This is a genomic window from Grimontia sedimenti (assembly GCF_011045095.1).
Lineage (GTDB): Bacteria > Pseudomonadota > Gammaproteobacteria > Enterobacterales > Vibrionaceae > Enterovibrio > Enterovibrio sedimenti.
Genome location: NZ_JAALDL010000001.1, coordinates 346,975 through 371,987 on the forward strand (window position 1 = coordinate 346,975; position 25,013 = coordinate 371,987).

General features: G+C 48.0%; 23 protein-coding genes and 1 pseudogene. 15 read left to right on the forward strand and 9 right to left on the reverse strand.

Annotated elements, in window-relative coordinates; all coding sequences use genetic code 11:
- Positions 1 to 231 precede the first annotated feature (231 nt).
- From G5S52_RS01520 to aceB, 3 genes and pseudogenes are all read right to left on the reverse strand, one after another.
- Complete coding sequence (locus G5S52_RS01520; RefSeq protein WP_062664139.1) at positions 232 to 966, reverse strand: GntR family transcriptional regulator; 735 nt, start codon at positions 964 to 966, stop codon at positions 232 to 234.
- 249 nt (positions 967 to 1,215) lie between these two features.
- On the reverse strand, positions 1,216 to 1,656 hold the full coding sequence (locus G5S52_RS01525; RefSeq protein WP_165011494.1) for a GlcG/HbpS family heme-binding protein: 441 nt from the start codon (positions 1,654 to 1,656) through the stop codon (positions 1,216 to 1,218).
- Between the two features lie 317 nt (positions 1,657 to 1,973).
- A pseudogene (aceB, locus tag G5S52_RS01530) lies at positions 1,974 to 3,598 on the reverse strand (malate synthase A).
- Positions 3,599 to 3,891: 293 nt separating this feature from the next.
- On the opposite strand from aceB, the gene gcl reads away from it, so the two are divergent.
- From gcl to G5S52_RS01560, 6 genes are all read left to right on the forward strand, one after another.
- Entirely contained in the window at positions 3,892 to 5,670 is a 1,779-nt protein-coding gene (gcl, locus tag G5S52_RS01535) for a glyoxylate carboligase (protein WP_165011495.1), read from the forward strand.
- Between the two features lie 32 nt (positions 5,671 to 5,702).
- Positions 5,703 to 6,491, forward strand: a complete 789-nt coding sequence (gene hyi, locus G5S52_RS01540; RefSeq protein WP_165011496.1) for a hydroxypyruvate isomerase — start codon at positions 5,703 to 5,705, stop codon at positions 6,489 to 6,491.
- Positions 6,492 to 6,495: 4 nt separating this feature from the next.
- A complete protein-coding gene (locus tag G5S52_RS01545) occupies positions 6,496 to 7,386 on the forward strand; it encodes a 2-hydroxy-3-oxopropionate reductase (protein ID WP_046306346.1) in 891 nt (296 codons plus the stop codon).
- A gap of 141 nt (positions 7,387 to 7,527) precedes the next feature.
- On the forward strand, positions 7,528 to 8,883 hold the full coding sequence (locus G5S52_RS01550) for a glycerate kinase type-2 family protein (RefSeq protein WP_235956040.1): 1,356 nt from the start codon (positions 7,528 to 7,530) through the stop codon (positions 8,881 to 8,883).
- Positions 8,884 to 8,953: 70 nt separating this feature from the next.
- On the forward strand, positions 8,954 to 9,568 hold the full coding sequence (locus tag G5S52_RS01555) for a TetR/AcrR family transcriptional regulator (protein ID WP_165011497.1): 615 nt from the start codon (positions 8,954 to 8,956) through the stop codon (positions 9,566 to 9,568).
- A gap of 375 nt (positions 9,569 to 9,943) precedes the next feature.
- Positions 9,944 to 10,426: a GNAT family N-acetyltransferase gene (locus tag G5S52_RS01560; protein ID WP_165011498.1), complete on the forward strand. Its 483-nt coding sequence runs from the start codon at positions 9,944 to 9,946 to the stop codon at positions 10,424 to 10,426.
- Between the two features lie 2 nt (positions 10,427 to 10,428).
- Here G5S52_RS01560 and G5S52_RS01565 read toward each other — a convergent pair whose 3' ends face one another.
- Positions 10,429 to 11,340 (reverse strand): LysR substrate-binding domain-containing protein, encoded by a 912-nt coding sequence (locus G5S52_RS01565; RefSeq protein ID WP_165011499.1) that lies wholly within the window; start codon positions 11,338 to 11,340, stop codon positions 10,429 to 10,431.
- A gap of 106 nt (positions 11,341 to 11,446) precedes the next feature.
- On the opposite strand from G5S52_RS01565, the gene G5S52_RS01570 reads away from it, so the two are divergent.
- The 3 genes from G5S52_RS01570 to G5S52_RS01580 all read left to right on the forward strand — a co-directional run bounded on the left by G5S52_RS01570 (position 11,447) and on the right by G5S52_RS01580 (position 14,093).
- Complete coding sequence (locus tag G5S52_RS01570) at positions 11,447 to 12,316, forward strand: pirin family protein (RefSeq protein WP_165011500.1); 870 nt, start codon at positions 11,447 to 11,449, stop codon at positions 12,314 to 12,316.
- Between the two features lie 52 nt (positions 12,317 to 12,368).
- Positions 12,369 to 12,911 (forward strand): NADPH-dependent FMN reductase, encoded by a 543-nt coding sequence (locus tag G5S52_RS01575; RefSeq protein WP_165011501.1) that lies wholly within the window; start codon positions 12,369 to 12,371, stop codon positions 12,909 to 12,911.
- A gap of 225 nt (positions 12,912 to 13,136) precedes the next feature.
- Positions 13,137 to 14,093 carry a hypothetical protein gene (locus G5S52_RS01580; protein WP_165011502.1) on the forward strand — a complete coding sequence of 319 codons (957 nt, stop codon included), beginning with the start codon at positions 13,137 to 13,139 and terminating at the stop codon, positions 14,091 to 14,093.
- Positions 14,094 to 14,160: 67 nt separating this feature from the next.
- Here G5S52_RS01580 and G5S52_RS01585 read toward each other — a convergent pair whose 3' ends face one another.
- Positions 14,161 to 15,045 carry a LysR family transcriptional regulator gene (locus G5S52_RS01585; RefSeq protein ID WP_165011503.1) on the reverse strand — a complete coding sequence of 295 codons (885 nt, stop codon included), beginning with the start codon at positions 15,043 to 15,045 and terminating at the stop codon, positions 14,161 to 14,163.
- Positions 15,046 to 15,158: 113 nt separating this feature from the next.
- Here G5S52_RS01585 and G5S52_RS01590 point away from each other — a divergent pair, with 113 nt between their 5' ends.
- Together G5S52_RS01590 and G5S52_RS01595 are read left to right on the forward strand one after the other, a co-directional pair.
- The gene (locus tag G5S52_RS01590; RefSeq protein WP_165011504.1) at positions 15,159 to 15,881 is read left to right on the forward strand and encodes an outer membrane protein; all 723 of its coding nucleotides are present in this window, start codon (positions 15,159 to 15,161) and stop codon (positions 15,879 to 15,881) included.
- A 21-nt stretch (positions 15,882 to 15,902) separates the two neighbouring features.
- Entirely contained in the window at positions 15,903 to 16,490 is a 588-nt protein-coding gene (locus tag G5S52_RS01595) for a luciferase domain-containing protein (protein ID WP_205743732.1), read from the forward strand.
- A gap of 28 nt (positions 16,491 to 16,518) precedes the next feature.
- On the opposite strand, the gene G5S52_RS01600 is transcribed toward G5S52_RS01595, so the two are convergent.
- The 4 genes from G5S52_RS01600 to uraH all read right to left on the reverse strand — a co-directional run bounded on the left by G5S52_RS01600 (position 16,519) and on the right by uraH (position 21,307).
- On the reverse strand, positions 16,519 to 17,886 hold the full coding sequence (locus tag G5S52_RS01600) for an 8-oxoguanine deaminase (RefSeq protein WP_165011505.1): 1,368 nt from the start codon (positions 17,884 to 17,886) through the stop codon (positions 16,519 to 16,521).
- 70 nt (positions 17,887 to 17,956) lie between these two features.
- On the reverse strand, positions 17,957 to 19,390 hold the full coding sequence (locus tag G5S52_RS01605; RefSeq protein WP_165011506.1) for a nucleobase:cation symporter-2 family protein: 1,434 nt from the start codon (positions 19,388 to 19,390) through the stop codon (positions 17,957 to 17,959).
- 136 nt (positions 19,391 to 19,526) lie between these two features.
- Positions 19,527 to 20,867 (reverse strand): NCS2 family permease, encoded by a 1,341-nt coding sequence (locus tag G5S52_RS01610; protein ID WP_046306369.1) that lies wholly within the window; start codon positions 20,865 to 20,867, stop codon positions 19,527 to 19,529.
- An 86-nt stretch (positions 20,868 to 20,953) separates the two neighbouring features.
- Entirely contained in the window at positions 20,954 to 21,307 is a 354-nt protein-coding gene (gene uraH, locus G5S52_RS01615; RefSeq protein ID WP_082111436.1) for a hydroxyisourate hydrolase, read from the reverse strand.
- A gap of 451 nt (positions 21,308 to 21,758) precedes the next feature.
- Here uraH and puuE point away from each other — a divergent pair, with 451 nt between their 5' ends.
- The 4 genes from puuE to G5S52_RS01635 all read left to right on the forward strand — a co-directional run bounded on the left by puuE (position 21,759) and on the right by G5S52_RS01635 (position 24,976).
- Entirely contained in the window at positions 21,759 to 22,694 is a 936-nt protein-coding gene (gene puuE / locus G5S52_RS01620) for an allantoinase PuuE (RefSeq protein WP_165011507.1), read from the forward strand.
- A gap of 14 nt (positions 22,695 to 22,708) precedes the next feature.
- Positions 22,709 to 23,224: a 2-oxo-4-hydroxy-4-carboxy-5-ureidoimidazoline decarboxylase gene (uraD, locus tag G5S52_RS01625; protein WP_165011508.1), complete on the forward strand. Its 516-nt coding sequence runs from the start codon at positions 22,709 to 22,711 to the stop codon at positions 23,222 to 23,224.
- A gap of 201 nt (positions 23,225 to 23,425) precedes the next feature.
- Positions 23,426 to 24,418, forward strand: coding sequence for an allantoicase (gene alc / locus G5S52_RS01630; RefSeq protein WP_165011509.1), 993 nt, complete (start codon positions 23,426 to 23,428; stop codon positions 24,416 to 24,418).
- 63 nt (positions 24,419 to 24,481) lie between these two features.
- A complete protein-coding gene (locus G5S52_RS01635; protein WP_165011708.1) occupies positions 24,482 to 24,976 on the forward strand; it encodes an ureidoglycolate lyase in 495 nt (164 codons plus the stop codon).
- The last annotated feature ends 37 nt before the right edge of the window (positions 24,977 to 25,013 follow it).

The window sequence follows — 25,013 nt, forward strand, 5'->3', positions numbered from 1 at the left end:
CTTTCTGTTAACAAGTGATTATTATGAAATTAACAATAAAATATTGTATAAAAACAGTAGGTAATGAGTATTCTTAAGGTTCAGTATCAGAAATGCAAAGTGCAGATTGTATACAATATGTGAGGTTGATCGTTCCAAAATCTCGGTTTTGATAATTGAGAGGACGATGACAGAAAGAAAAAACGGCCTGAATGCTTCAACATTCAGGCCGTTTTTAAGCTGATTGAGGTATCAGGCTTTCTTCTTCAAGACATTTGAAAACACAGCATGAAGATCCTGTGTGCCAGAGTCATCATGCAGGTTCAGTTTAGAATTGATATGGTCAAGGTGAGTCTTCATGAGCGCGATAGCTGCTTGTTTATCTCCCGCCTCAATCACATCGAGTAGCTGAGTGTGCTCGTCACAAGAGCAGTGCGTTTTCTTTGATGACTCATACAGAGCAATGATCAGGGAACATTGGGACACCAAGCTACGTTGGAAGCTCATCAAAGGTAGATTATTTGCCATCGCAGCAAGTTCGATATGAAATTCGCCAGAAAGGCGGATGCTACGTCCCGTATCGTTTTTCGCAATGGCTTCATTTTCCTCTGCCACCATGGCGCGGCATTTGGCGATCTGTTCCGGTGTCGCGTTCTCTGCTGCCAGTTCGACAATGGCCAGCTCCATCACTTCACGCGCTTTGAGGATTTGCATCGCTTCCTCAACGGTTGGTGACGCCACAATAGAGCCGCGGTTTGGGCGTGTACTGACAACCTGTTCTACAGAGAGCCGGAGTAATGCACGGCGAATGATGGTGCGGCTGACGCCGAAGATTTCGCCCAATGCTTCTTCGCTGAGTTTGGTACCAGGAGGCAGGCGTTGTTCCAGGATCGCATCAAAGATATGACCGTATACGATGTCATCCTGTGTCATTTTAGGGTTTGTCTGTTTGGTTTTTTTATTCGTTGCTTTGAGAAGCCCTGTCATACAGTAGTTCCTTTCCCAACTCGTCGTCTCTAACGAGGTGCTGTCAAATAACGTTCTGAAAATGAACGAAAAACAATCAAGATATTTATGCGCTTTGTTTTGTATAAGAATAGCTGACCTAATTGTACAACATTGCTTTGTTAATTGTATCGGTGCTGTTATCGGTTTGCGGGGCGGGTACTGTTCCAAGGTAGAGAAATGAGGATAGAGATTTAACGGCCGGAGAAGCCCGGCCGTTTGCAGGTGAAATCAGCTTGCCAGAACGGCATCAGTTTTTAGACTGGAAGCGACAATGCCGGCAATCGCGACGGCTTCATCCGTATCAGAGATATCGCCGGAAACGCCGACTGCACCGAGTAATTCCGATGCCGCGTCTCGGATGAGCACACCACCGGGAACGGGAACAAGGTTTCCCTGCGCAAGTGTGGCGACTGACGAGATAAAGCAAGGGCGGCTTTGGGCATCATCCGCAATCTTTCTGGAGGAGCACCCGAGGGCTAATGCCCCCCATGCTTTTGCAATCGCAATTTCCGGCCGCATCATGCTTGAGCCATCTTGCCTCTGTAGCGAAATGAGTGCGCCGCCTTTATCCAAAATGGCCACCGTTAGTGGTTGGGTTTTCCTTTCTTGCGCCGCATGGAACACCTTAGTGGTGATTTCCAGTGCTTTTATCATCGTCAGATTTTCCATTGAAGGTCTCCGAGGGTCTGTTGACCTTTGGTGGTTAAATTTTGTTCTAGCCCTAAGTGTTTTAGGCGCGGCGAGGTGTGTGCCGCCTAGTTATTCTAAGCAAGTACACCTCAACAAAGCATAAAACGCTTAGGGCAGAACCCTTCGGGCAGCGTTTGTGGGGACTTTCTCCTACGTTATCGGCTTCTCATGTAGGCCAGCTACACGTCGAAGCCTCTGCCTTGTATAAAGTCCCCACAAACAGCTGCAAAAATCATCACCAAAGGCCAACAGACCCCAGGTTTTTAGGGGCGGCTTAAAGCAGCCGCCAATGCTCGTTATTCGAGTTTTGCGTAGCAAGGAATGGTGAGAAAATCAGCAAAGTGAGCATCGGTTGAGAGGGTGAAAAACAACGCCGATGCTTCATCAAATTTCCTGAATTCACCATTGCCTGCTGACGCTTTCATGTCCTTTACTTCCTGATCGAGCCACGCTCTAAATAGCTCAGTGGTAAATGGTCGACCATCGTCCAAAGACACCTGATGCTTGAGCCATTGCCAAATGTTGGCGCGGGAAATTTCTGCTGTAGCGGCATCTTCCATCAACCCGTAAATAGGTACACAACCGATACCGCGCAGCCAGGCTTCCATATAAAGCACCGCGATTCGGATATTCTTTCTTACTCCAGGCTCATCTTTTGGTCCTTGGCTTGGTCGAAGAAGAAGTTCGCTGTTAAAGCTTCCATCAGGGATAAAGTGGCGTTGGTTTGTCGCGCCATTCAGGTATTCATCAAATATTTCGCGGGCAAGTGATACCAAATGTGGGTGTGCGACCCAGGTGCCATCATGGCCATTTGTCGCTTCTCGGCGTTTATCTTCAATCACTTTCTGTGTTACGCGAGCCATCTCGTCAGGATTTTTGGATGGAATGAAGGCAGACATACCGCCAATTGCTAATGCTCCGCGGCGATGGCAGGTCTGGATAAGACGTTTGCTGTACGCCTCCAAGAAAGGTTGATCCATGCCGATGGCATGACGATCAGGCAAGATGCGATCGGTGTGGTTCTTCAGCGTTTTGATGTAGCTGAAAATGTAATCCCACCGGCCACAGTTCATACCCACGATGTGCTTACGCATTGCGTAGAGGATTTCTTCCATCTGGAATACAGCTGGAAGGGTTTCAATGAGAACAGTGGCGCGTATCGTACCTGTTTCGGCAGAAAAGTACTCTTCGGTGAAATCAAACACGGATTCCCACCATGCAGCTTCTTCCATGGACTCAAGCTTAGGCAAATAGAAGTAAACGCCTTGGCCACTGGCTTTGCGGGATTGGTAATTGTGGAAAAAGTACAACCCGAAATCCATTAGGCTGGCTGGCATGGGTTTACCATCGAAAAGAATATGGGATTCCTGAAGGTGTAAACCTCTTGGACGATGGATCAATGTCGCGGGGTTATCAGCTAACTGATAATGCTTGCCATTTTTCGGGTCGCTATACGAGATTGTGCCCGCATTGGCATCACGCATGTTGATTTGGCCATTCACCATGTTTTCCCAGGTCGGTGAAGTGGCATCCTCGAAGCAACACATAAATACATTTGCGCCAGAGTTGAGCGCATTGATCACCATTTTCGGTCAATGGGGCCTGTTATCTCAACGCGCCTATCGAGCAATATCTCCGGAATATCAGCCACTTTCCAATCTCGAGCGTCTCGAATGTCTGCAGTATCGCTCCTGAAATCAGGTAGGGCACCGCTATCGAATTTCTCCTGCTGACGCTTTCTGTCAATCAGTAGCGAAGACAATGGTCCCGTGAACTGTTGGCAAAGCGCAGATATAAAGTTCAATGCATCCGCATTCAGAATGCTTTTAGCGTCTTCGCTGAACAAAGGCCCAGCGATCTTAATGCTGGAGCAAGCTGCTGAGCTGGAACGATTTTCTGAAGTACTTTCTAGTTCATACATCGGCAGGGTCCTTTAATCTAATGTATACAATAAAAATCTAATAATGTTTCTTTGTTGGTGTCGTTATAGAGAACAATAAAAGCACAATGTTAATGCGTTGTGAATAGGGTGGTACCAAAATTCCATTTACTCAGTAACTTGTCTGACCTCTTTCCAATGCACTGTCAGCCATGATTTTGCCGCCTTTGTGCTTCGTTCGATTGTTTTAAAACTGTAAAAAATTCCTTGCGATTAAAAATTAATCGATCTAAGAATACAAATAACACTCAAATTGTATACAAAAGGAGTTTTGTATGGGAAAGATGAGAGCGATTGATGCTGCTATTGAAGTGCTGAAGAAAGAAGGTGTGGTTAAAGCGTTTGGTGTACCGGGCGCAGCGATCAATCCCTTTTACTCAGCGCTGAAGAAAGCGGGGGGCATAGACCACATACTTGCACGCCATGTTGAAGGTGCATCTCACATGGCCGAGGGCTACACCCGAGCAAACCCCGGGAACATCGGTGTTTGTATAGGAACGTCAGGCCCTGCAGGTACCGATATGATTACCGGTCTTTATTCGGCACAGGCTGATTCCATCCCTATTCTTTGCATTACCGGGCAGGCGCCGCGCGCGAGATTGCACAAAGAAGATTTCCAGGCGGTAGATATTGAATCCATAGCACGTCCTGTGACTAAGTGGTGTTCAACGGTTTTAGAACCCGCACAGGTTCCACGCGCAATCCAACACGCTTTTCAGGTTATGCGTTCAGGTCGTCCAGGCCCTGTACTGATTGATTTACCTTTAGATGTTCAACTGGCTGAAATCGAATTTGATATCGACAGTTATGAACCACTTGAGCCTTACAAACCTTCGATTTCGCGCCATCAAGCAGAAAAAGCGATGGAGATGCTAAATGCAGCTGAGCGTCCACTGATCGTTTCTGGCGGCGGCGTGATCAATGCAAATGCTTCAGAACTTTTACAGGAGTTTGCCGAAATCGTAGGTGTACCGGTTATTCCAACTTTGATGGGCTGGGGCACTATTGCAGATGACCACGAGTTGATGGCGGGTATGGTTGGGCTTCAGACATCCCACCGCTATGGTAATGCGTCATTGCTGGCGTCTGATGTGGTGTTCGGTATCGGTAACCGTTGGGCAAATCGGCATACGGGCTCGGTCGATGTGTATACCGAAGGGCGTAAGTTCGTTCACATCGACATTGAACCAACCCAAATCGGGCGCGTGTTCTGTCCGGATCTGGGGATCGTGTCTGATGCATACCAAGCGCTTACTGTACTGATCGAAGTAGCAAAGGAATGGAAAGCACAAGGCAAACTGAACGATCACTCTTCATGGGTCGGAGGTTGTCAGCAGCGCAAAGCCACCATGCTGCGAAAAACCCACTACACCGAACAGCCAGTAAAACCAATGCGTGTTTATGAAGAGATGAACCGCGCGTTTGATCGTGAAACCTGTTATGTCAGTACCATTGGTTTGTCTCAAATTGCCGCTGCGCAATTCCTACACGTGTACAAACCTCGCCACTGGATTAATTGTGGTCAAGCCGGACCTTTAGGGTGGACGGTGCCTGCCGCACTAGGTGTTCGTGCTGCGGATCCTGAGCGCCAAATTGTCGCTATTTCAGGTGACTACGACTTCCAGTTCATGATTGAAGAACTCGCTGTTGGTGCCCAGTTCAACCTTCCTTACATCCATGTGTTGGTTAACAACTCTTACCTGGGGCTTATACGTCAGGCGCAGCGTCAATTCGATATCGACTACTGCGTACAGTTGGCCTTTGAAAACCAGAATTCACCTGAACTTGCCGATTATGGTGTCGATCATGTCACCGTGGTGGAAGGACTGGGTTGTAAGGCGCTGCGTGTTACCGACCCAGAACAAATTGCGTCGGCGTTTGAAGAGGCAAAGACCTTGATGGCTAAGCATCGTGTACCGGTTGTTGTAGAAATCATTCTGGAAAAAGTCACCAATATCTCCATGGGTGTAGAGATTGACTCTGTGAATGAATTTGAATCTCTGGCTGACTCTATTGCTGATGCGCCTACTGCATTGGCAGCCAATCGCCAATAACTGTTTGGTTCTTATGGAATAAGGAAATTGAAATGCCAAAGTTAGCTGCCAATTTATCAATGTTATTTACTGAACTGCCTTTCATCGAGCGCTTTAATGCCGCGGCAAACTTCGGTTTTAAGGGAGTGGAGTACCTGTTTCCGTACGCATTTGAAGCCTATGAGCTGAAGGCAGAACTGGACCGCAACCATCTGAAGCAAGTGCTGTTTAACCTACCTGCAGGGGATTGGGACGCGGGAGATCGCGGGATTGCAGCGGACCCAGCACGTGTTGATGAGTTCCGGGCAGGCGTTGCACTCGCGATTGAATACGCCAATGTATTGAACTGTGAGCAAGTGAACTGTCTCGCTGGGATTGTTCCTTCGGGTGTGAGTCAGGACCAAGCTGAAGAGACTCTGATTGAAAACCTGAAATTTGCGAATGCCCAGTTGGAAAAGGCAGGTATCCGGTTGGTTGTGGAAGCAATCAATACAAGGGATATCCCGGGCTTTTCGCTAACCAATACCAAACAGGCAGTTCGGATTTGCGATGCGGTCGGGAGCGACAACCTTTCACTGCAGTACGACATCTACCACATGCAAATTATGGAAGGGGATATTGCCCAAACCTTAAGCTCGACGTTAGACCGTATTGGGCATGTTCAGCTCGCAGATAATCCTGGTCGTCATGAGCCTGGGACCGGGGAGTTGAACTACCACTTCCTGTTCAGCCACTTAGATTCTATTGGCTATGAGGGTTGGGTTGGGTGCGAATATAAGCCAGCTACCACCACCGAAGAAGGCATGAAATGGCTTCAGACATACGGACAAAATGAGGAGTAATGGAATGACAACTATCGCATTTATCGGCACCGGCATCATGGGTAAGCCAATGGCTGAAAACCTACAAAAAGCCGGGTATCAACTCAATTTGTCAGAAAGCCGTACAAGGGCACCTGCTTCATTAGTCGAAGGTGGTGCAAAAGCCTATCCTTCGAATCGTGAAGCGGTTAATGACGCGGATTTCATTATCGTTATGGTGCCAAACACACCAGATGTCGAAGATGTTCTGTTTGGTGAAGATGGTATAGAGCCAGTGCTGGATGCCACAAAGACAGTCATCGACATGAGTTCTATATCTCCCATTGAAACCCAAAGCTTTGCTGCCCGGGTCAACGAAAGTGGTGCGGCTTACCTTGATGCGCCTGTTTCTGGCGGTGAAGTCGGCGCCATCAATGCCACTTTGACCATCATGGTGGGTGGCGAAGAAGCCACGTTCGAAAAAGCATTGCCACTGTTTGGCGCCATGGGGCAGAACATCAATCTGGTCGGTGATAACGGTGCGGGTCAGGTGTGCAAGGTAGCTAACCAAATCATTGTGGCACTCAATATTGAAGCCGTGTCTGAAGCGCTGGTGTTTGCTTCTAAAGCAGGCGCAGATCCAGCAAGGATCCGCAACGCGCTGCTGGGTGGCTTTGCTAATTCAAAAGTGCTGGAAGTTCATGGTGAGCGCATGGTGAAAGGAACCTTTGACCCTGGTTTTAGGATCCGCCTGCATCAAAAAGATTTGAACTTAGCATTAACAGGGGCTGAAACGCTTGGCGTTTCACTGCCGAATACAAAATCTGCACAAGAGCTATTTAGCTTATGTGCTGAGCAAGGTGGGGAAGATTGGGATCACTCTGCGCTTATTAAAGCCATTGAATCGCTTTCAAACCACAACATCCGCGGCGAATAACGCCGTGAACCATACCAAGCAGTTTGGAGTGTCCAGCTTTTCGCTGCTTGGAGTACCTCCAACTTGAGTTTACGTTTTACAGGTCCTTAGTGTTTTGCCCGCTTCTTTCACGACGGGCTTTTTTTTCTATGGAGATAAGCAATGGATCAGCAGGAAGAGTTCAAGGAAGGCGAAGAAACCCTAAGAAAAAATTCTGAATCAGAAAAGTCATCTGTTGGAGCTTTATCGCCCTCGATATTTCTCCGGAAATTGTTCGATGCTGCGGTCGATTCAGCCCTTCCTTATGGAAATATTAAAAAGTATCTGCCTGAAGACCGCTCGGGAAATTTAGTTGTGATCGGTGCAGGTAAAGCGGCCGCTTCAATGGCTCAAGCGTTGGAAGATGAATGGGATGGACCGATAAGTGGCGTTGTTGTCACACGTTATTTGCATGGCGCACCTTGTAAGCACATCGAAGTATTGGAAGCGTCACACCCGGTTCCTGATGGTGAAGGCGAGAAAGTCGCGAAGCTCATCCTAAATTTGGTCACGAACCTTGATGAAAATGACACGGTGATATGTTTGCTATCCGGTGGAGGCTCAGCCTTATTAAGCTTACCTGCACCGGGCATCGACTTTTCCGAGAAACAGGAAATCAACAAAGCCCTGTTGAAATCGGGAGCTGCCATCAATGAAATGAATTGTGTAAGAAAGCATCTTTCCGCTGTAAAAGGAGGGAAGCTGGCACAAGCGGCTTACCCTGCAAGTGTGCTTACGCTTGCGATATCTGATGTGCCGGGAGATGCCGCAGATGTTATCGCATCAGGTCCGACAGTCGCAGACCCGACGACACGTTTTGATGCTATTAACGTATTGAATAAATATGATATTCCAGTAAGTGACAATGTCACTTTCTGGCTGGAAAGCGAAGCATCTGAAACCCCAAAAGCCGGTGACGAGAGACTGTCAAAAAGCCGTTTTGAGATTATTTCAACGCCCTTCGTATCTCTGGTTGCTGCGCAGACTTTATCGGAATCGCTAGGGATACCCGCTTACATTCTGGGAGATACTCTGGAGGGAGAATCAAGGGATGTCGCACTGGTGCATGCAGCCATGGCAAGCAGTGCAGCTAAACATGATCAGCCTTTCCCTGCACCTTGCGTCATCCTCTCTGGCGGTGAAACCACTGTAACAGTCAGAGGTAATGGTCGTGGAGGGCGCAATTGTGAGTTTCTGTTATCACTCTATCAAGCGCTTGAGAAAGAGCCCGCGATTCGGGGCAGAATTTATGCGTTGGCCTGCGATACAGATGGGATTGATGGTGTGGAAGACAATGCCGGAGCAGAGTTGAAACCGGATTTCTATGTCGCCGCTGCAGAGAAGAAACTGTCCCCCGAACCTTACCTGACTAACAACGACAGTTATGGTTTTTTTGAAGCGCTTAGCGGCTTGATTTTTACCGGTCCAACCCGCACCAATGTGAATGACTTCAGAGCAATATTGATATTACCAGAGTGATTGACTGGATGAATTGTCTAGGATTCATTAAAGTTGTGATTACACGCTTTAATGAATCCACGGACGGGTAATGTCACGCATCAGGACGAAAAATCAGGAAAAGATCATCGAAGTCGCCAGCCAACTGTTCGCAGAAAAAGGCTATGCTGCAACGACGACCGCCGAAATTGCCCAACGCGCCGAAATTCCTAAACCCAACCTCTATTACTATTTCAATACCAAAGACAATCTCTATCGTGCAGTGCTGGAAAGCGTCACGCAGCCATTGCTCGAGGCGTCTTACCCTATCGAGCAGCTCAATGATCCGCGAGATGCGCTTACCCAATATATCCGTACCAAACTGCGTATATCTAAAGAATATGCCGCCGCTTCTAAGACTTTTGCTGCTGAAGTGATGGCTGGCGCACCACACCTCCCAAGTGACATTGCAGAATCCTTGATGGATCAATCTCGAATGATTCTGAACAAGTTCGAATATTGGATTGATCGGGGTTGGATGGAGCCAGTGCCTCCCAAGCATCTGATGTTTATGCTTTGGTCATCAACCCAAACCTACGCTGACTTTAACTGGCAGATATGTCAGGTCAGCGGTCAGTTTGAATTAGAAGATCAAGACTTCGAAGATGCGGCAGAATTTCTGGTGAATTTGGTGCTCAGAGGGTGCGGCGTAAAGCATGCGGATTGAGAGTGGGGGATGGTCCGGTGTCTAGTGGTTTTAAAAGACACTTATAAACCTGCGTCAAACTACTGAACTGGTGAAAAATGTGGCGACTACTTTGATGATCTTGCTGGGTGGCTTAGGTATGGTCTTCAGCCTCGTTTCGGGTTTTCTTATGCCTTGGTGCTTTCTTCTATTCTTTGTCTTTTTCGCCATTGGTGTCTTCCTGTATCTAACTAACCCCAATCGCAAACGCTACGATTCTCCATATTCTAGTGACACCTCAGACAGCAGCAATACTGGGGGAGACTTTGGAGGACATGTTGGCGGGGGAGATTAGCAACCATTAATGCTGATACCAAATTACTCCCATCGCAATTGAATAGACCGCATAGTGACTCCATGATCCGTGAAATAACCCCTCAAGACTTCCAATCCTTCTGGCCGACATTCTCCAGTGTTATTAAGGCAGAGGAAACCTATGCTTTTGATGCGGATATGACTTTCGAACAGTCTTATCAGCTTTGGTGTGAAGTGCCACAGAAAACATTTGTTTTCGTTGAGGATGACGTTGTCCTTGGCACTTACTACATCAAGCCCAATGCGATGGGGCCAAGCCGTCATATTTGCAATTGCGGCTACATGGTTTCCGACCAGGCAAGGGGTAAAGGTATTGCCCGTCAGATGTGTGAACATTCTCAGCAAGTTGCGATAGAGCTTGGTTTTAAGGCAATGCAATTTAACAGCGTGGTTTCTAGCAACGAAGTGGCAGTAAAACTCTGGCAGAAACTGGGTTTTGATATCATCGGAACCATTCCCAAAGCCTACAAACATCCGCGCATTGGCTATGTCGATAGCTTTGTGATGTATAAATGGCTGCTCTAAGGTCAACTGCCCCTAACCACCAAGGGAAGTTTCTCTCGAATAAATTCTGCCAACGCTTTGGTATGTGGCGGTACGCCTAGCCTTGAAGGCATCAACAGACTTAAACTTGCCGACTGTGAAAGCCAATCGGGCAGAACGCGAACTAGCTCTCCCGTTTGTAATGCAGTGCGGCATACGTAGTCAGGCAGGGCAGTCACACCTAACCCTTCAATCGCGGCTTGTCGTATGGTCGACATATCTTCTGAGCACAAAGCGATATTGGATGTTTGGTGAGTACGTAGCCCGTCTCGGTTCATGAGTGGAATAGCGTCTTTGGAACCGCTTCTACCTACTTTTAGAAACTGACAATCAGCAAGATCGTAGGGCGTGTTTAACTGTTGAAGCGTTTCGAGGTAACGGGGCGAGCAGAAGAACTGCCATTCCACAGTAGTAATAAATCGCTGGATGAGACTGGAGTCAGGCAGCTCTGCGCTATGTCCGCGGATAGCAATATCAATCCCCTCTGCCACAAGATCTTCCATTGCGTTTGTGACACGTTGTTCGATATGTACTTTGGGGTGTAGCTTGGCAAACTCGGTTACAATGCTTAGTAAGGCGAATTGAGCGACACCTGTTGAGCAACTAATGACCACTTTCCCTGTGAGTTTCCCACTGCGGTTATCCATGGCAGCTTCGGCAAGTTCTAAGGTATCTACCAACTTTCGGGCATGATGGTAGAAGCTCTTTCCCTCTTCTGTGACCGCAACATTGCGGGACGTTCGCTGCAATAACCTGACACCTAAGCGCTCTTCCAACTGTACAACATGTCGGCTCAACCGTGACTTTGGCATATTCAACGCTTTAGCGGCGGCTGTGTATCCCTTTTTCTCAACGACATGCACAAAGTAAAAGTAGTCATTCAAGTCGACTTTCATTTTATCGTCCTATTTATGGAACGTAGAGTTCGAATTCTAACGGTTTTTATCCGGAATCCAACTCGTTACATTATTTTTAGGCCAACAAATAGAACGGAGTAGAGTAATGACGAATTCAGCAGCTCAATCAAACTTGAATATCGCCTCGGATAAGCATGTGACTGGCAGCCCATTGAATATTGGCGAAGGATTCACGGGTATTGGTTTTCGCCATACGCAATTTGAAGGGGCGATGGACCCAATCATCATGGTTGATCATTACACCATGACAGTACCGACATTCGGCGCGCACCCACACGCAGGTATCTCAGCGGTTTCCGTTCTGTTTGAGGACACAGAAGGCAAATTTAACAACCGTGATTCGCTAGGCAACGACTTCGATATTCATGCAGGCGATCTCTATTGGCTAAACGCCGGTAGTGGTGCGGTTCATGATGAAGCACCAAGACTTGGTGCGAAAATTCATGGTTTGCAGATCTTCGTGAATCTCCCGTCAAGGTTGAAACATGAATCGCCTAGCTCTCTTCATGTGAAGCGAGAGGACATGCCTACGCTGGTGGGAGAAGGGTATCGAGTGAGACTAGTACTTGGACAAAGTAACCGTGCAAAAACACAGGCCTCTTCGGTATGGCCGTTTACCATTCTTGATGGTTTTGCTGATGAGCGTTCGAGTTTTGAACACCAGATTCCAGATGACTTCAATGCTTGGCTTTATGCCGTGGAAGGAAAAATCGAGTATCAATTAGACGATGAATGGCATGTTCTGGATCAAGGCGAGTCTGTCTCAATCGTCCCTAAAGACGTTTCCGTATTGAAAGTCCGTGGTGATAACAAGAAGCAGAGCCATTTTGCGCTGCTGTCGGGGGAGATCATTAACGAGAGCTTTGTCCAGCAAGGACCGTTTGCAATGAGCTCACAACAAGAAATCAATGAGGTTGTTGCACGCTATCAAGCCGGAGAATTAGGCCAGCTTTAAGGCCAGACCGACCTAGATTGTACCAAGTATCATTATTGAACGAGATAACACGATGAAAATACTCGCTTTTGCTGCAACTAACAGCCGTAAATCAATTAACAAGCAACTCGTCCAATATGCGGCGGGAAAGATCAAGAACGCTGATGTCGACTATGTAGAAATCAATGATTTTGATTTACCTATCTACAATAGCGATTTGGAAGAGGATTATGGCATTCCGAGATGTGCCTACGCTTTCCAGAAGCGGATAGAAAATGCCGACGCTATTGTAGTGTCATTTGCTGAACACAATGGCAACTTTACGGTGGCATTTAAGAACCTCTTTGATTGGCTAAGTCGTATCGATCGAAATGTTTATCAAGGAAAATCGATTATCTTGCTCGCGACATCGCCGGGGCCAGGTGGCGCGAAAACAGTACTGAAGCTGGCTAAAGAAGGGGCTCCGCATTTTGGTGGCAATGTCGTCGGAGTCTTTAGTTTACCGAGTTTCTATGACAACTTTGACCAGGAAAACAAAGCCATAAGAGATACAAGCCTTAGCGCAGAATTAGATGAAATATTGCGTCAATTTGAGGGCGTTACTTCTCCAGCTTAGCAAGTAATCTCTCTTATTTTCTCAGCGAAAACCCGCAGCCTAATGCGGGTTTTTTGTTTGCGAAAACACATAGCCTAAGACGGTGGCCTAGTCGAATATACCGATATAGATTAGTGCTTATTTCCAGAACTATTAGTTCATTTAATGCCGGATTATGTTGCTAATGACGGTGCTGTAGATTGGTTTCTGTACAACAAACAGTACGACTATGGATAAGGAGTTCGCATGACAATCAATAAAGTCACCTTAGCAACAGCGCTTATTACTTCAATGGCACTTGCTCCAGCGGTGATGGCGAAAGAAGGAAGCCCAAAAGGCGCTGATACTGTGAAATCTCACAAACAGTCTTATCAAGGTAAGCGCTTCAGCAACTCTGATGTAGATTTATCGAACTGCCGGGAAATTGCGGGAGGTATAGCTGTACAGAAGGATGCGCTGACTTCGCTGGTGCCGGCAGACATTAAAGTAAACAGCCTTTCAGACATGGGTTTTGTATTTGAGGGGTCAGACAACCTCGGCATGCTGATTATTCGATCATTACAGTGCGAAGTCATTCAAGTGACAGATGCAAAGGGCCGAGTATTCACTGATGAGAATGTCGCGTTTGCTCATGTGGGCACACCAATCAATACTTCCAATCTACCTGCGACGACGTTTAATAACGACGGTTCGAACGGCGCTGATTTCAATATCTTCGCATTGAGCTACCAAACCTCTTCTCCTGCATATTACGGCGCGATGAAAAGAATGGGTATGAAAACTGCGATGTTCAATGAACACATGATTAACGCGCAGGCTGATACCACTCCGGGTACCTGTGATGTTGCACAACTCAGTGTGAGTGTGCCGGGCAATCATGACTATTCATTTAGCATCTTCGGTGAAGTAGTAGAAGCTACCGCGGAATGTCACCCTGGCGGGGCTAATTTTGTGGCGAACTGGTGGAGTGTTGATCGCAAGAAACGCGTTTCAGCACTGAGCAATTTAGTGACGGATCAGACGTTCACTGAAACTGCTGGCCCTAACGTATACGTAGCAGCGAAACCCGGGACGACCATGAGTTCTCTGATTGGTGAGGCACCATCAGCCTTTACAGGATTCTCCGGTAGCGGCTATTTGCCATCCGGTGGTATTGGCAATGTCGATATGGTGGCTGAAGCTTTAGGTAAATTGGCGCGTTAAACTTCCACTGCAAATAGCGCTATTAAGTCAAACGCCCCTAATAGAATAGGGGCGTTTGTTTATGTGCTCATTCCGCGAACTGGTCTGCCAAAAACCGAGCCAACAAGAGCGTTAGATTCTCTCTTCGGGCTTTATCCGGCCAAACCGCGTATCGCCCAAGCTTACGCAGAGACCAATCTGGAAGAAGTTGTACCAACGCGCCGGATTTTAGCCCTGGCTCGGCGATATGTTGCGGTAAAATCGCGATCCCGGCATTTTGATGAGCGAGATGACAAAGCGCTTCAATGGTGTCGACTTGCAATTGAAAGTTGTTAAAAACGACGAGCACTTTGTCATCGCCTGACATGAACTCCATTCTGTCCTTACGATGTTTGAAGCTTAACCACTCAAGATCAACGAGATCGTCTGGATGCTGCGGTGTTGGGTGAGAAGCGGCATATTCAGCGCCAGCGACCAAAACACGCTGATATTCGCCCAATTTTCGAGAAAGCATGGAACTGTCATCTAGCCAGCCAATCCGTACGTTCAGGTCATACCCATCGTCAATCAGGCTGACGGGCATATCTGTATAAGAAATTGACAGGGAAACACGAGGGTATAAGCGGGTGAATGCAGCTAGTGCAGTGGATACGTCAGAGGAAGCAAGAAATGCAGGTAAGGAAATACGCAATTCTCCGACGGGTTCAACCGAGATAGCATTGAGCTCGTTTAACCCCAGTTCTGCCTGCTTGAGCATTTCTACCACTCGAGGGTAAAACATGCGCCCCTCATTGGTCAGGGAAAGCTTTCTCGTCGTGCGGTAGAGCAGCGTCTTCCCTAGGTAATCTTCTAGGTCTGAAATGGTTTGGCTCACTCGGGAAGGAGCAAGATTTAGCTGTTTGGCGGCAGCTCGGAATGATCCACCGTCGACAACACGGACAAAGATAGCCATATGTTTGAGGTATTCAATCATTGTTCTTCCTGAGCGAATTATGAAGTCCGTTAATACACGATAATACAAATAAACATCTTCTTGTACATTGTATGCGTGCGACATGGCGTACGGGAAAACAAAGGGACATGAAGATGATTTCAAAGAAAACCAGGCTCTCACTTGCGGTATTGGCTGCGACTGTATTCTCTACTTCGACTGTTGCAGAAGGTGTGTATGTCACTGTGCTGGCGGGTAAAAGCTATCAAGCGACAGACGGTGAAGCCTATGGCAATAACATCGCTGTTGAAGCGGATTTTCCAAACGACTTTGATTCCGGTGATGGTGAGGTAGGTACGATTGGCTTGGGCTATATCGTTAACGAGTCGTTCCGAGTCGAAGGGCGATTGGGTTATCGCGAAAGCGATTTTAGCAGCACACGTTTTGGCACCGGAGCGAGAAATGGCGAGGAGTATGCTCTGGTCGGAAAACTTGAGAGCACAACGCTAACGGTGGAAGGCTTTTATGATATCGATACAGGCACTGGCTTTTCGCCCTATATCAAGGGTGGCTTGGGTATCGCCCGTAACAAGTACAGTGCCAAACTAGGTGGTCAGGGCGTTTCCGCCTTTGACGCATTTGATGGTGTGTCAGATGGCTTTTACGATGGCTATCCAGACAAAACGGAGACGGAATTCACCTGGAATGTTGGCGTGGGAGCAAGCTATTCCTTCAATGAAAGCTTTGCAGTCGTTGGCGAGTATCAGTATGTCTCGCTGGGTGACGCTCAAACCTATCAGGATTCCTTTACCGATGGCTTCCAAATAGACGGCGCTACCGCCCACGAAGTGTCTCTTGGGTTGCGTTATCGTTTCTAATAAGGTTGGGAGAGAAAGCTTATGAAGTTCAGAGTGAAAAGCGTGAGTTGGTTTTCAACAGTTTTGCTTGCCGCAACATTAAATGCGCATGCCAATGTCGATGGCGAACTTTCTCCAAGAGAAACGGCTATTCCGGATACGACCGATAGCGTTCCTCACGTGCAGTTGAATGTGAAAACAGATGCTGACCTGATTGCTGAATTCAGAAACAAGGTAGCAAAGATCCCTGATGTATCATTGCAAAGCTCAATGCTTTCTCTTCCTGGTGCGGAAGGCTTCTGGATTCGCGAGGGTGTTCCGCTTGCGAATCCTCAGGCCATCGTCGGTGGCCGAGAATTCGCGCATTTACATCCAGACGGCAGTCTTCATGCTTCACTACCGCCAGAGTTAGCCAAAGAAGCGGTGAAAAACAACTGGGCAACCTTTCATCCCTGGTCGTCTCAGCGTTTGGGTTGGGAAGGCTTTGTCATGATCTATACGCCTTCGACTCAAGCCGAAGTTGATGTTGTTTATGCGCTGGTGGTTTCGTCGTTCAACTACGTCACCGGTAAAGAGATCAACGCGCAAAGCTTAAGCGGAAAGAAATCGGTTAAGCGTTCCCCTAATTAACATGGCAAAGAAAAAATGAAGGCGCTTTTTAGCGCCTTAGTTGTTGAGCTTTAGCAGCCAGCTTTCTTGCTGCTGCACGGTGCCTTACCATCAACTCTTGCTTATCAACATCGACCAATTCGCCATCAACCACCCGCCAATCACCATTAACCATGACGCGGTCTGCGCGATGGTGGCCGCAAAGCACCAGCGCAGCGAGAGGATCGTGGCTGCCAGAGAATTGAATTTCATCCAGCTTGAACATAGCAATATCTGCCAACATACCTTTGTCCAGCGTGCCGATGTCTTTTCGGCCGATATTTCTCGCAGAGCCTTGTGTTGCCCAGCGGAACGCATCAAAGTGACTGACTTTGGCAGAACCGTATCTCAGTCGTTGAATGTAAGTCGCCATTCGTAGTTCATTCACCAAATTGGAACCATCATTGGATGCAGAGCCATCCACGCCAAGACCAACAGAAGCGCCAGCTTCTTCTAGTTCCAGATTTCGGCAAATACCCGAGGCGAGCATCATGTTAGAACTTGGACAATGACAAATTCCAATGCCAGATTGTCCAAGCCTGCGAATCTCTTCGTCGTTGAAATGTATACCGTGTGCAAGCCAGGTTCTGTCATGCAGCCAGCCCACTTCTTCCAGATAATCGACGGGACGGTAACCGAAACGCTCCAGACAGAAGTTTTCTTCGTCTATGGTCTCGCAAAGATGAGTATGTAGCATCACATCATGTTGCTTGGCAATGTGAGCCGTTTCTTTCATGAGCTCTGTGGTGACAGAAAAAGGAGAGCAGGGGGCGAGGGCAATTTGGGTCATGCCGCCAAATTCAGGTTGATGATATTCGCGGATTAGGCGAACGCTATCATCAATGATGGCTTGTTCAGTTTGAATGGTGTGCCTTGGGGGAAGCCCGCCCTGATCTTCACCAAGGCTCATTGATCCTCGGGTCAGCACAGTGCGTAAACCGAGCTTTCTAGTGGCTTCTACCTGAATATCAATGGCGTGTTCCAAACCAACTGGGATTAAGTAATGGTGATCGGAAGCTGTGGTACAACCGGAGAGCAGCAACTCAGTACTGGCGAGCTCTGTCCCAAGCTGCATCATTTCTTCATCAAGGCCAGCCCACACGGGATATAGCGCCTTAAGCCAATGGAATAGTTCTTTGTCCAATGCATCGGGATAAGCACGGGTGAGCGTCTGGTAGAAATGGTGATGGGCGTTAACCAAGCCCGGTAACACGACATGCTCTGAAGCATCTAGGGTATGGTCGAATGGCTGGGTGGGAACTGCGCCCTTGGCAACCACTTCTATAATGGTGTTTCCTTGAACAACAATGCCGCCAGCCGCGTCATCATTCGTTCCAGTCCAAATCGCGAGAGGATTTTTAATCCAGGTCGTCGCCATGTATTTGTATCCTTTGCTGGAAAATGAACAGCCCCGAGTTTCTCAGAAAATCGGGGCTGACACGGAAGGTTTATTGCGTCGGTTTAGAAGGTTGATCTGTCGACACATCACTCTGAGAAGAAGTGCTAGCCATTGCAGGTTCTGTCGTATCTTCGCTGAGCGGGATTGTATGTTCGCTGTTCATCTCTTCCTCTTCTGCCTGCTTTTCAGCATGGACATCTTCTTTCGACTTCGGAAGCACTAGGTTCAGGACAACAGCGACAATTGTACCCGTAGTAATACCCGAATGAAGAAGCTGAGCAATATCGTGATGAAGGTGCTGTAGCAGGGAAGGTTTGATGGTGACAGCGAGGCCTGCCGCCAGAGAAACACAAATCACCAGCGCATTGCGGCGTGTGTCTGCTGCTTTAACCAACATTCGAATACCCGCATAGGCAATCATACCGAACATGATGAAACCAACGCCGCCAAGCACAGGCTTAGGTACAGTAACAGCCAATGCACCAAATTTCGGGAACAAGCCAGCAAGGATCAACAGAGCGCCTGTGGTACCAACAACATAGCGGCTTGCCACGCCAGTGATACCGACAATACCAACGTTCTGACTGAAAGAAGCCAGAGGCATGGCACCAAAGAATGAACCTACAGCACTGCCGATACCATCCCCGAGAAGGCCACGTTTAAGATCTTTACCAGAGATAGTTCGGTGACAGTTGCTGGCAAGCGCGAGGAAATCACCCGTTGCTTCAGCAATGACCACAATGTAGGCAAGACACATACTCACGATGGCAGGCCAGGAAAAGCTGAGTCCGAACTTCAGTGGCTCAGGTGCCGCAAACCAACTTGCTTCACCGATTTGCTTCATGTCTACCATGCCCATGCTGAGAGCTACCAGATAACCGCCTGCTAAGCCGATGACAATGGCTGATGCAGCCACTGAACCTTTTGCATAAGTCGCAACCAGCAAAACAACCAGCAGCGAAATAGCCGCAAGGAAAAGTTTGGGCAGCGTTGCAAAGTGTTCGCTGCCTGCTGGCGCATCACCCACCCAGTTCATGGCGACTGGAAGAATGGTTAAACCAATCAACGTGACGACAACACCACTGACGACTGGTGGGAAGAGCTTACGGATTTGCTCCATAAAAAAGGCGGAGACAATCACCATACATGCACCTACCAGTGCCGCTCCCATAATCCCAGAAACGCCATCAGCTTTCCCTATGCCTATCGCGATGCCGAGAAATGCAAAGCTGGAACCCATGACAACAGGGAGCCTGATGCCAACAGGCCCAAAGCCAATACATTGAATGATGGTGAAGGCACCAGAAATAAACAGGGCAGCGTTGATTAGCGTGACAACGTCACCTGTTGGTAGGCCAATTGCGGTGCCGACAATGAGTGGCACGGCGATAATACCGCCGATTGAGGCAAGCATATGTTGAATTGCAAGCAGGACTGTCGAGCCTGCAGGCGGTTTGTCGTTTAATTCATAGAGCAGTTTCATAACTTCTTCCTTTAAGCTGCCGGCGTTCCTTTTTTATTCGGCAGCGCTGGTGGTGAATGTTGAATTACCCCTTGGGACGTCGTTGGTCCTGAAAATTAAAGCGAAAAATAGGGGCCTCTTTGGGCCCCTTTATTTGTTATCCGAGAATGATCAGTTTGAACACAAACAGAATGCTCAATACATACATGGCGATGGAAATATCCGAGAACTTTCCTGTGCCCGCCTTGAGTACGGTGTAAGTAATAAATCCAAGTGCGATACCGTTTGAAATAGAGAAAGTCAGCGGCATCATTAATGCGGTGACAGCGGCTGGCACTGAGTCAGTAAAGTCATCCCAGTTCACGTGACGGATGCTGCTCATCATGAGAAAAGCGACATAAATAAGTGCACCTGCGGTTGCGTAAGCCGGGATCATTCCTGCCAATGGTGAGAGGAAAATGGCTGCCAGAAACAGTACACCCACGACGATCGCTGACAGTCCGGTACGTGCTCCCGCGGAAACACCTGAAGCACTTTCGACGTAACTGGTCACTGGTGGGCAACCGAAACATGCACCAATAACGCTGGACATACTGTCCGCTTTCAGTGCTTTTGGCAGGCCATCAATCTTGCCTGTTTCTTTGTTGATGAGATTGGCACGTTCAGCCACGCCCATGAGTGTGCCCGCGGTATCGAACATGTTCACAAACAGGAAGGCAAGAATGATACTGATCATGCCGACATTCAGAGCGCCCGCAATGTCCATGGCCATAAAGGTGGGTGCGATGCTTGGTGGCGCTGAAAAGATGCCGCCGTATTCGAAAAGGCCAAGACCTAAACCGATCAGCGTGGTACCGAAAATGCCGATAAGAACGGCACCGAAAACTTGCTTAACTGCCAATACAGAAATGATGAAGAAGCACACAGCAGCGAGAATGGCAGGTGGTTGAGTAAAGTCGCCAAGCGTTACCAAAGTGGCAGGGCTGCCAACCACAATCCCAGCGCTTTTTAAGCCGATAATACCGAGAAATAGACCCACGCCCGCTGTCATGGCATAGCGCAGTGAAGAAGGGATGCTGTTGATGATCCATTCTCGAACCCGGGAGACACTTAACCCGACAAAAATGACCCCGGAAATAAAGACCGCACCAAGGGCAACCTGCCAGCTATATCCCATTTCACCGACTACGGTAAATGCGAAGAAAGCGTTCAAGCCCATGCCCGGAGCAAGCCCCACCGGCCAGTTTGCAAACAGCCCCATCATCAGGGTACCGATTGCGGCACCAATACAGGTAGCAACAAACAGCGCGCCAGGATCCATACCGGACGCAGACATAATATTGGGGTTCACGAAAATGATATACGCCATAGTGGCAAAAGTGGTGACCCCACCTATGAGCTCGTTCTTAACCGATGTGCCGTGTTGGCTCAATTTAAAGTAGCGTTCGAGAAAGCCACTCTTTCCTATGGGTTGTTCAGCAGTGCTTTGCTTATCCATTGACATATTCCTTCTAGGAGTTACTGCGAGTTTTTCCTTTTCGCATTGATTCTGTTTATTTAAATGAGCATTCGTAGGCCAGTCAGCTAGCTACCTCTGTATGTTGAAAAGCTATAGGGAGAAACCAGTAAAGGGACGTGGTAATGCGCTTTCTCGTCATCGATGCCAAACCGGATAACGACATCGTCAAGAAAAGGGATATCGCTGAGGGCTACACCGCTATTTTTGAAGTATTCGGCAGTATTGAACTGCAGTTGGTATTTTCCTCGTTGGAAGTCTGTCTCTTCCAGCAATGGCTCGTTGGTTCGCCCGTCATGATTGGTCGTCATGGTGATGACGTGTTGAAGGGTATTTCCGTCTACACGGAACAATGACACTTCAATCTCCGCCCCCGGCTTACCTTTGGCCGTGTCGAGCACATGCGTTGTGAGCTTTCCCATTTACCTCTGTCCTTGTCTCTAAGGTTTATTCCTTCGTGCTTTCTTGTATCTAGCGAGGATCAACGTGATTTCGAGAGCGAATAACATGTGTATGATCCGATGCATTTCATTCTGTGTGCACATCTATGAACTTAAAATGTACACAATACTTAATTCTTGTAAAGGTCGAAAAATGCGCAGTATCAATAGTGAGAATCACGGAAGAAAGCTGTTATCTAAAGGGCTTAACGCAGGAATTTAATGCAAAACTCTCATGGGGTGGATTTCTAGAAATATGAAGGCGACGACATTTTGTTAACTTGTTCTTGTAAATTGTATACAAAATGTAATACTAAAAATGTGCTTGCCTGCCAGAGGAAAGATCCTCCTCTGATTGCTTCTAATAAACTGATAAAGAGAAACGGTAAGCCTCAAGACTTTTGATGCAAGGTTAAATAATAGGAATGGCGCGATGAGTAGTGACTATCCTCGGGATTTGAAAGGCTATGGTGCTCATCCCCCTCATCCAAGATGGCCGGGGGAGGCGAGGATTGCGGTTTCGTTTGTACTGAATTTTGAAGAGGGCGGCGAACGCTGTGTATTGCATGGGGACAGGGAGTCAGAAGCATTTTTATCTGAAATTCCTTCCGCACAACCCTTGGCGGGTGTCAGGCACATCAGCATGGAGTCAATCTACGAATACGGCACACGAGCTGGGCTTTGGCGGACTTTAAAACTGTTCCGACAACATGAGATTCCCTTGACGGTATTTGCCGTTGGGATGGCCGCTGAAAGATATCCCGAAGCCATTCAAGCGATGGCAGACGAAGGTCATGAAATTTGCAGCCACGGATACCGTTGGATTGACTATCAATATGTTCGTGAAGAAGACGAACGGGAAGACATGCAAAAAGCTATCGCGGCGATTAAAGCAGTCACAGGAGGGCGGCCATTAGGATGGTACACGGGCAGAACCAGCCCAAACACCCGTAGATTGGTTGCTGAAGAAGGCGGTTTTCTCTATGACTCTGATGCTTATGACGATGATCTTCCGTACTGGCATGAAGATGGAACTAAGCCGGGTAAGCCTCAGCTCGTTGTTCCGTATGCCTTGGATACAAACGATATGCGCTTCTCTACGGTTCAGGGCTTCAATTCTGGCGAGCAATTTTTTCAGTATCTCAAAGACAGTTTTGATGTGCTGTATGAAGAAGGACAGGACGCACCGAAAATGCTTTCTATCGGCTTGCATTGCCGATTGATTGGCAGACCGGGAAGACTGGCCGCGCTTAAGCGGTTTATAGAATACGTGAAGCAACATGACAGGGTATGGATCACCCGTCGTATTGATATCGCCAAACACTGGCACAAGCATCACCCACATCCAAGCATGACTAAACAGGTCTAAGGAAAGGCATAGTAATGGCACGATTTTCAACCTGTCGCCCCAGCGAGCAAACGAAAGAAGAGTTTGTCGATACGTTTGGCGGGGTTTACGAGCACAGCCCCTGGGTAGCAGAGCAAGCTTATGGTGCTGGGCTTGATGCAGCGTTTGATGAACAGGAGACGCTTCACACCCGCATGGCAGGTGTGCTCAACAATGCGGAAGAGTCTTCAAAAATGCAGGTGATTCTGGCTCACCCCGACCTTGCAGGTCGAGCAGCTCAGGCGGGTGAATTAACGGCAGAGTCTACGTCAGAACAGGCAAGCGCAGGTATCGATCAATGTACCTCAGAAGAGTTTGCCCGTTTCACCGATTTCAACGATCGCTACAAAGAAAAATTCCAGTTTCCTTTCATCATGGCGGTGAAAGGGGCAAACAAACACTTGATCCTTGAAGCGTTCGAAAAGCGTTTAGAAAACGATGTAACAACTGAATTCAACACTGCGATTGCTGAAATCAACAAAATCGCACTGTTCAGGCTACGTGATTTGTAGCTCTCTGGCCGTCGACATAGCAATCCTATTTCAGGGCTTGTCGACGAATTCAGCGTCTCGCAAATTGAAGCTCGCCGGAAGCACACTCGATGCTTCCAGCTACAGTGAAAGGGGAAAAGACGCGACCTTTTGTATCCACCGACACCACAGTTTTAACGTCATCCGGTGTCTCAGATATATGTGATAAAGGAAGCAATGGAAATGGATAATCGTCCTGATTTCGTCAAGCTCGTTAATCTCGCCAGTAGCCGGCTTGGTACTGAAGCGATCTACGCGACAGATGACTTCTTCGCAGACAAACAGCGCCTTGTTGATGATGCGCCTCCGGAATGGAAAGAAGGCGTTTACGATGAGAACGGTAAATGGATGGATGGTTGGGAATCGCGCCGCAAGCGTGAAGAAGGCCACGACTACTGTGTGATCCGCCTTGGTTTGCCGGGCAAGATCATCGGCGTAGATATCGACACCTCTCACTTCACTGGAAACTATCCTCCTTCAGCATCACTGGAAGGGTGTTACTGCCCCGACGGCAATCCAACAGACGAACAGCAATGGGAAGAACTTCTGCCTTCAATGAATCTTCAGGGAGACAGCCACCACTTTGCAGATATTTATTCAGACAATCCCTTCACTCATGTTCGCTTTCATATCTACCCAGACGGCGGGGTAGCAAGGCTTCGAGTTTATGGTCATCCTGAAATTGATTGGGAACGCGTTAACCCGGAAAGCGAACTCGACTTAGTCGCTGTAGAAAACGGCGGGCGTGCTCTGGCGTGTAATGACCAACACTTCGGTCACATGAGTAACCTGATCATGCCTGGTCGCGGTGTCAATATGGGAGATGGCTGGGAAACAGCGCGTCGTCGTGTGCCAGGGAATGACTGGGTAATCCTTTCTATGGGGCACGCAGGTTTGGTAGAGCGGATTGTTATTGATACAGCCCATTTCAAAGGTAATTTCCCTGACAGTGTCTCGATTCAAGCGGCTTTTGTAGAAGGTGGCACTGACGAGCAAATTGCCACGCAAAGCCTCTTCTGGCGTGAGCTCTTGCCAAGTCAGAAGCTATCTGCAGATGCCATCCATCAGTTTGCAGATCAGGTGAACAATTTGGGGCCGATATCGCACGTCAGGGTCAACATATTCCCAGATGGCGGCATTAGTCGTGTGCGCCTATTTGGCAGGAAATCTGGCTGAGCTGATTACCCGTTACAGTGAGAAAAGGACAAAGGAGAAGGAAGAGTGCCAGTCACGGAATTGATGTTAAAGCCGGAACCGCTGACGAAAGAAGCGTTCACGCCGTTTGGTGATGTGATTGAAGCCGAAAATCGTGAGTACTTCATGATCAATAACGGCTCGACGCGTCGTTACCATAAGCTCGCAACGACGCAAGTTGATGAGGGCAGTGGCGTTATCATCAATATCTTTCAGGCGACGCCTCTTTCCTATCCTTTGCACATCATGATGTTGGAACGCCATCCCAGGGGCTCACAAGCTTTTATGCCTTTGCTTGGCAATGACTATCTGGTGGTGGTCGCGCCGCCGGGAGAAGCGCCGGATCCAGGTTCGATCCGCGCTTTCCATGTAAAAGGTAGCCAGGGCGTAAACTACCATCAAGGCGTTTGGCATCATCCTGTTCTTGCATTAACACCCAATGACCAATTTTTGGTTGTCGACAGGGAAGGTGCAGGTAATAACTGTGACGAGTTTTTCTTTTCAGAACAGATACGTGTGATATTGGCGCCCAATTTTTAACGTCATCATTTTAACAAAAGCGATTTGTTGCCTTGGT

Coding starts and splice junctions, on each gene's coding strand:
- alc (WP_165011509.1), top strand. CDS start 23,426: ATGGATAATCGTCCTGATTTCGTCAAGCTCGTTAATCTCGCCAGTAGC.
- G5S52_RS01590 (WP_165011504.1), top strand. CDS start 15,159: ATGATTTCAAAGAAAACCAGGCTCTCACTTGCGGTATTGGCTGCGACT.
- uraH (WP_082111436.1), bottom strand. CDS start 21,307: ATGGGAAAGCTCACAACGCATGTGCTCGACACGGCCAAAGGTAAGCCG.
- uraD (WP_165011508.1), top strand. CDS start 22,709: ATGGCACGATTTTCAACCTGTCGCCCCAGCGAGCAAACGAAAGAAGAG.
- G5S52_RS01550 (WP_235956040.1), top strand. CDS start 7,528: ATGGATCAGCAGGAAGAGTTCAAGGAAGGCGAAGAAACCCTAAGAAAA.
- gcl (WP_165011495.1), top strand. CDS start 3,892: ATGGGAAAGATGAGAGCGATTGATGCTGCTATTGAAGTGCTGAAGAAA.
- hyi (WP_165011496.1), top strand. CDS start 5,703: ATGCCAAAGTTAGCTGCCAATTTATCAATGTTATTTACTGAACTGCCT.
- G5S52_RS01520 (WP_062664139.1), bottom strand. CDS start 966: ATGACAGGGCTTCTCAAAGCAACGAATAAAAAAACCAAACAGACAAAC.
- G5S52_RS01595 (WP_205743732.1), top strand. CDS start 15,903: ATGAAGTTCAGAGTGAAAAGCGTGAGTTGGTTTTCAACAGTTTTGCTT.
- G5S52_RS01610 (WP_046306369.1), bottom strand. CDS start 20,867: ATGGATAAGCAAAGCACTGCTGAACAACCCATAGGAAAGAGTGGCTTT.
- G5S52_RS01585 (WP_165011503.1), bottom strand. CDS start 15,045: ATGATTGAATACCTCAAACATATGGCTATCTTTGTCCGTGTTGTCGAC.
- G5S52_RS01580 (WP_165011502.1), top strand. CDS start 13,137: ATGACAATCAATAAAGTCACCTTAGCAACAGCGCTTATTACTTCAATG.
- G5S52_RS01525 (WP_165011494.1), bottom strand. CDS start 1,656: ATGGAAAATCTGACGATGATAAAAGCACTGGAAATCACCACTAAGGTG.
- puuE (WP_165011507.1), top strand. CDS start 21,759: ATGAGTAGTGACTATCCTCGGGATTTGAAAGGCTATGGTGCTCATCCC.
- G5S52_RS01555 (WP_165011497.1), top strand. CDS start 8,954: ATGTCACGCATCAGGACGAAAAATCAGGAAAAGATCATCGAAGTCGCC.
- G5S52_RS01545 (WP_046306346.1), top strand. CDS start 6,496: ATGACAACTATCGCATTTATCGGCACCGGCATCATGGGTAAGCCAATG.
- G5S52_RS01560 (WP_165011498.1), top strand. CDS start 9,944: ATGATCCGTGAAATAACCCCTCAAGACTTCCAATCCTTCTGGCCGACA.
- G5S52_RS01570 (WP_165011500.1), top strand. CDS start 11,447: ATGACGAATTCAGCAGCTCAATCAAACTTGAATATCGCCTCGGATAAG.
- G5S52_RS01605 (WP_165011506.1), bottom strand. CDS start 19,390: ATGAAACTGCTCTATGAATTAAACGACAAACCGCCTGCAGGCTCGACA.
- G5S52_RS01565 (WP_165011499.1), bottom strand. CDS start 11,340: ATGAAAGTCGACTTGAATGACTACTTTTACTTTGTGCATGTCGTTGAG.
- G5S52_RS01600 (WP_165011505.1), bottom strand. CDS start 17,886: ATGGCGACGACCTGGATTAAAAATCCTCTCGCGATTTGGACTGGAACG.
- G5S52_RS01575 (WP_165011501.1), top strand. CDS start 12,369: ATGAAAATACTCGCTTTTGCTGCAACTAACAGCCGTAAATCAATTAAC.
- G5S52_RS01635 (WP_165011708.1), top strand. CDS start 24,482: ATGTTAAAGCCGGAACCGCTGACGAAAGAAGCGTTCACGCCGTTTGGT.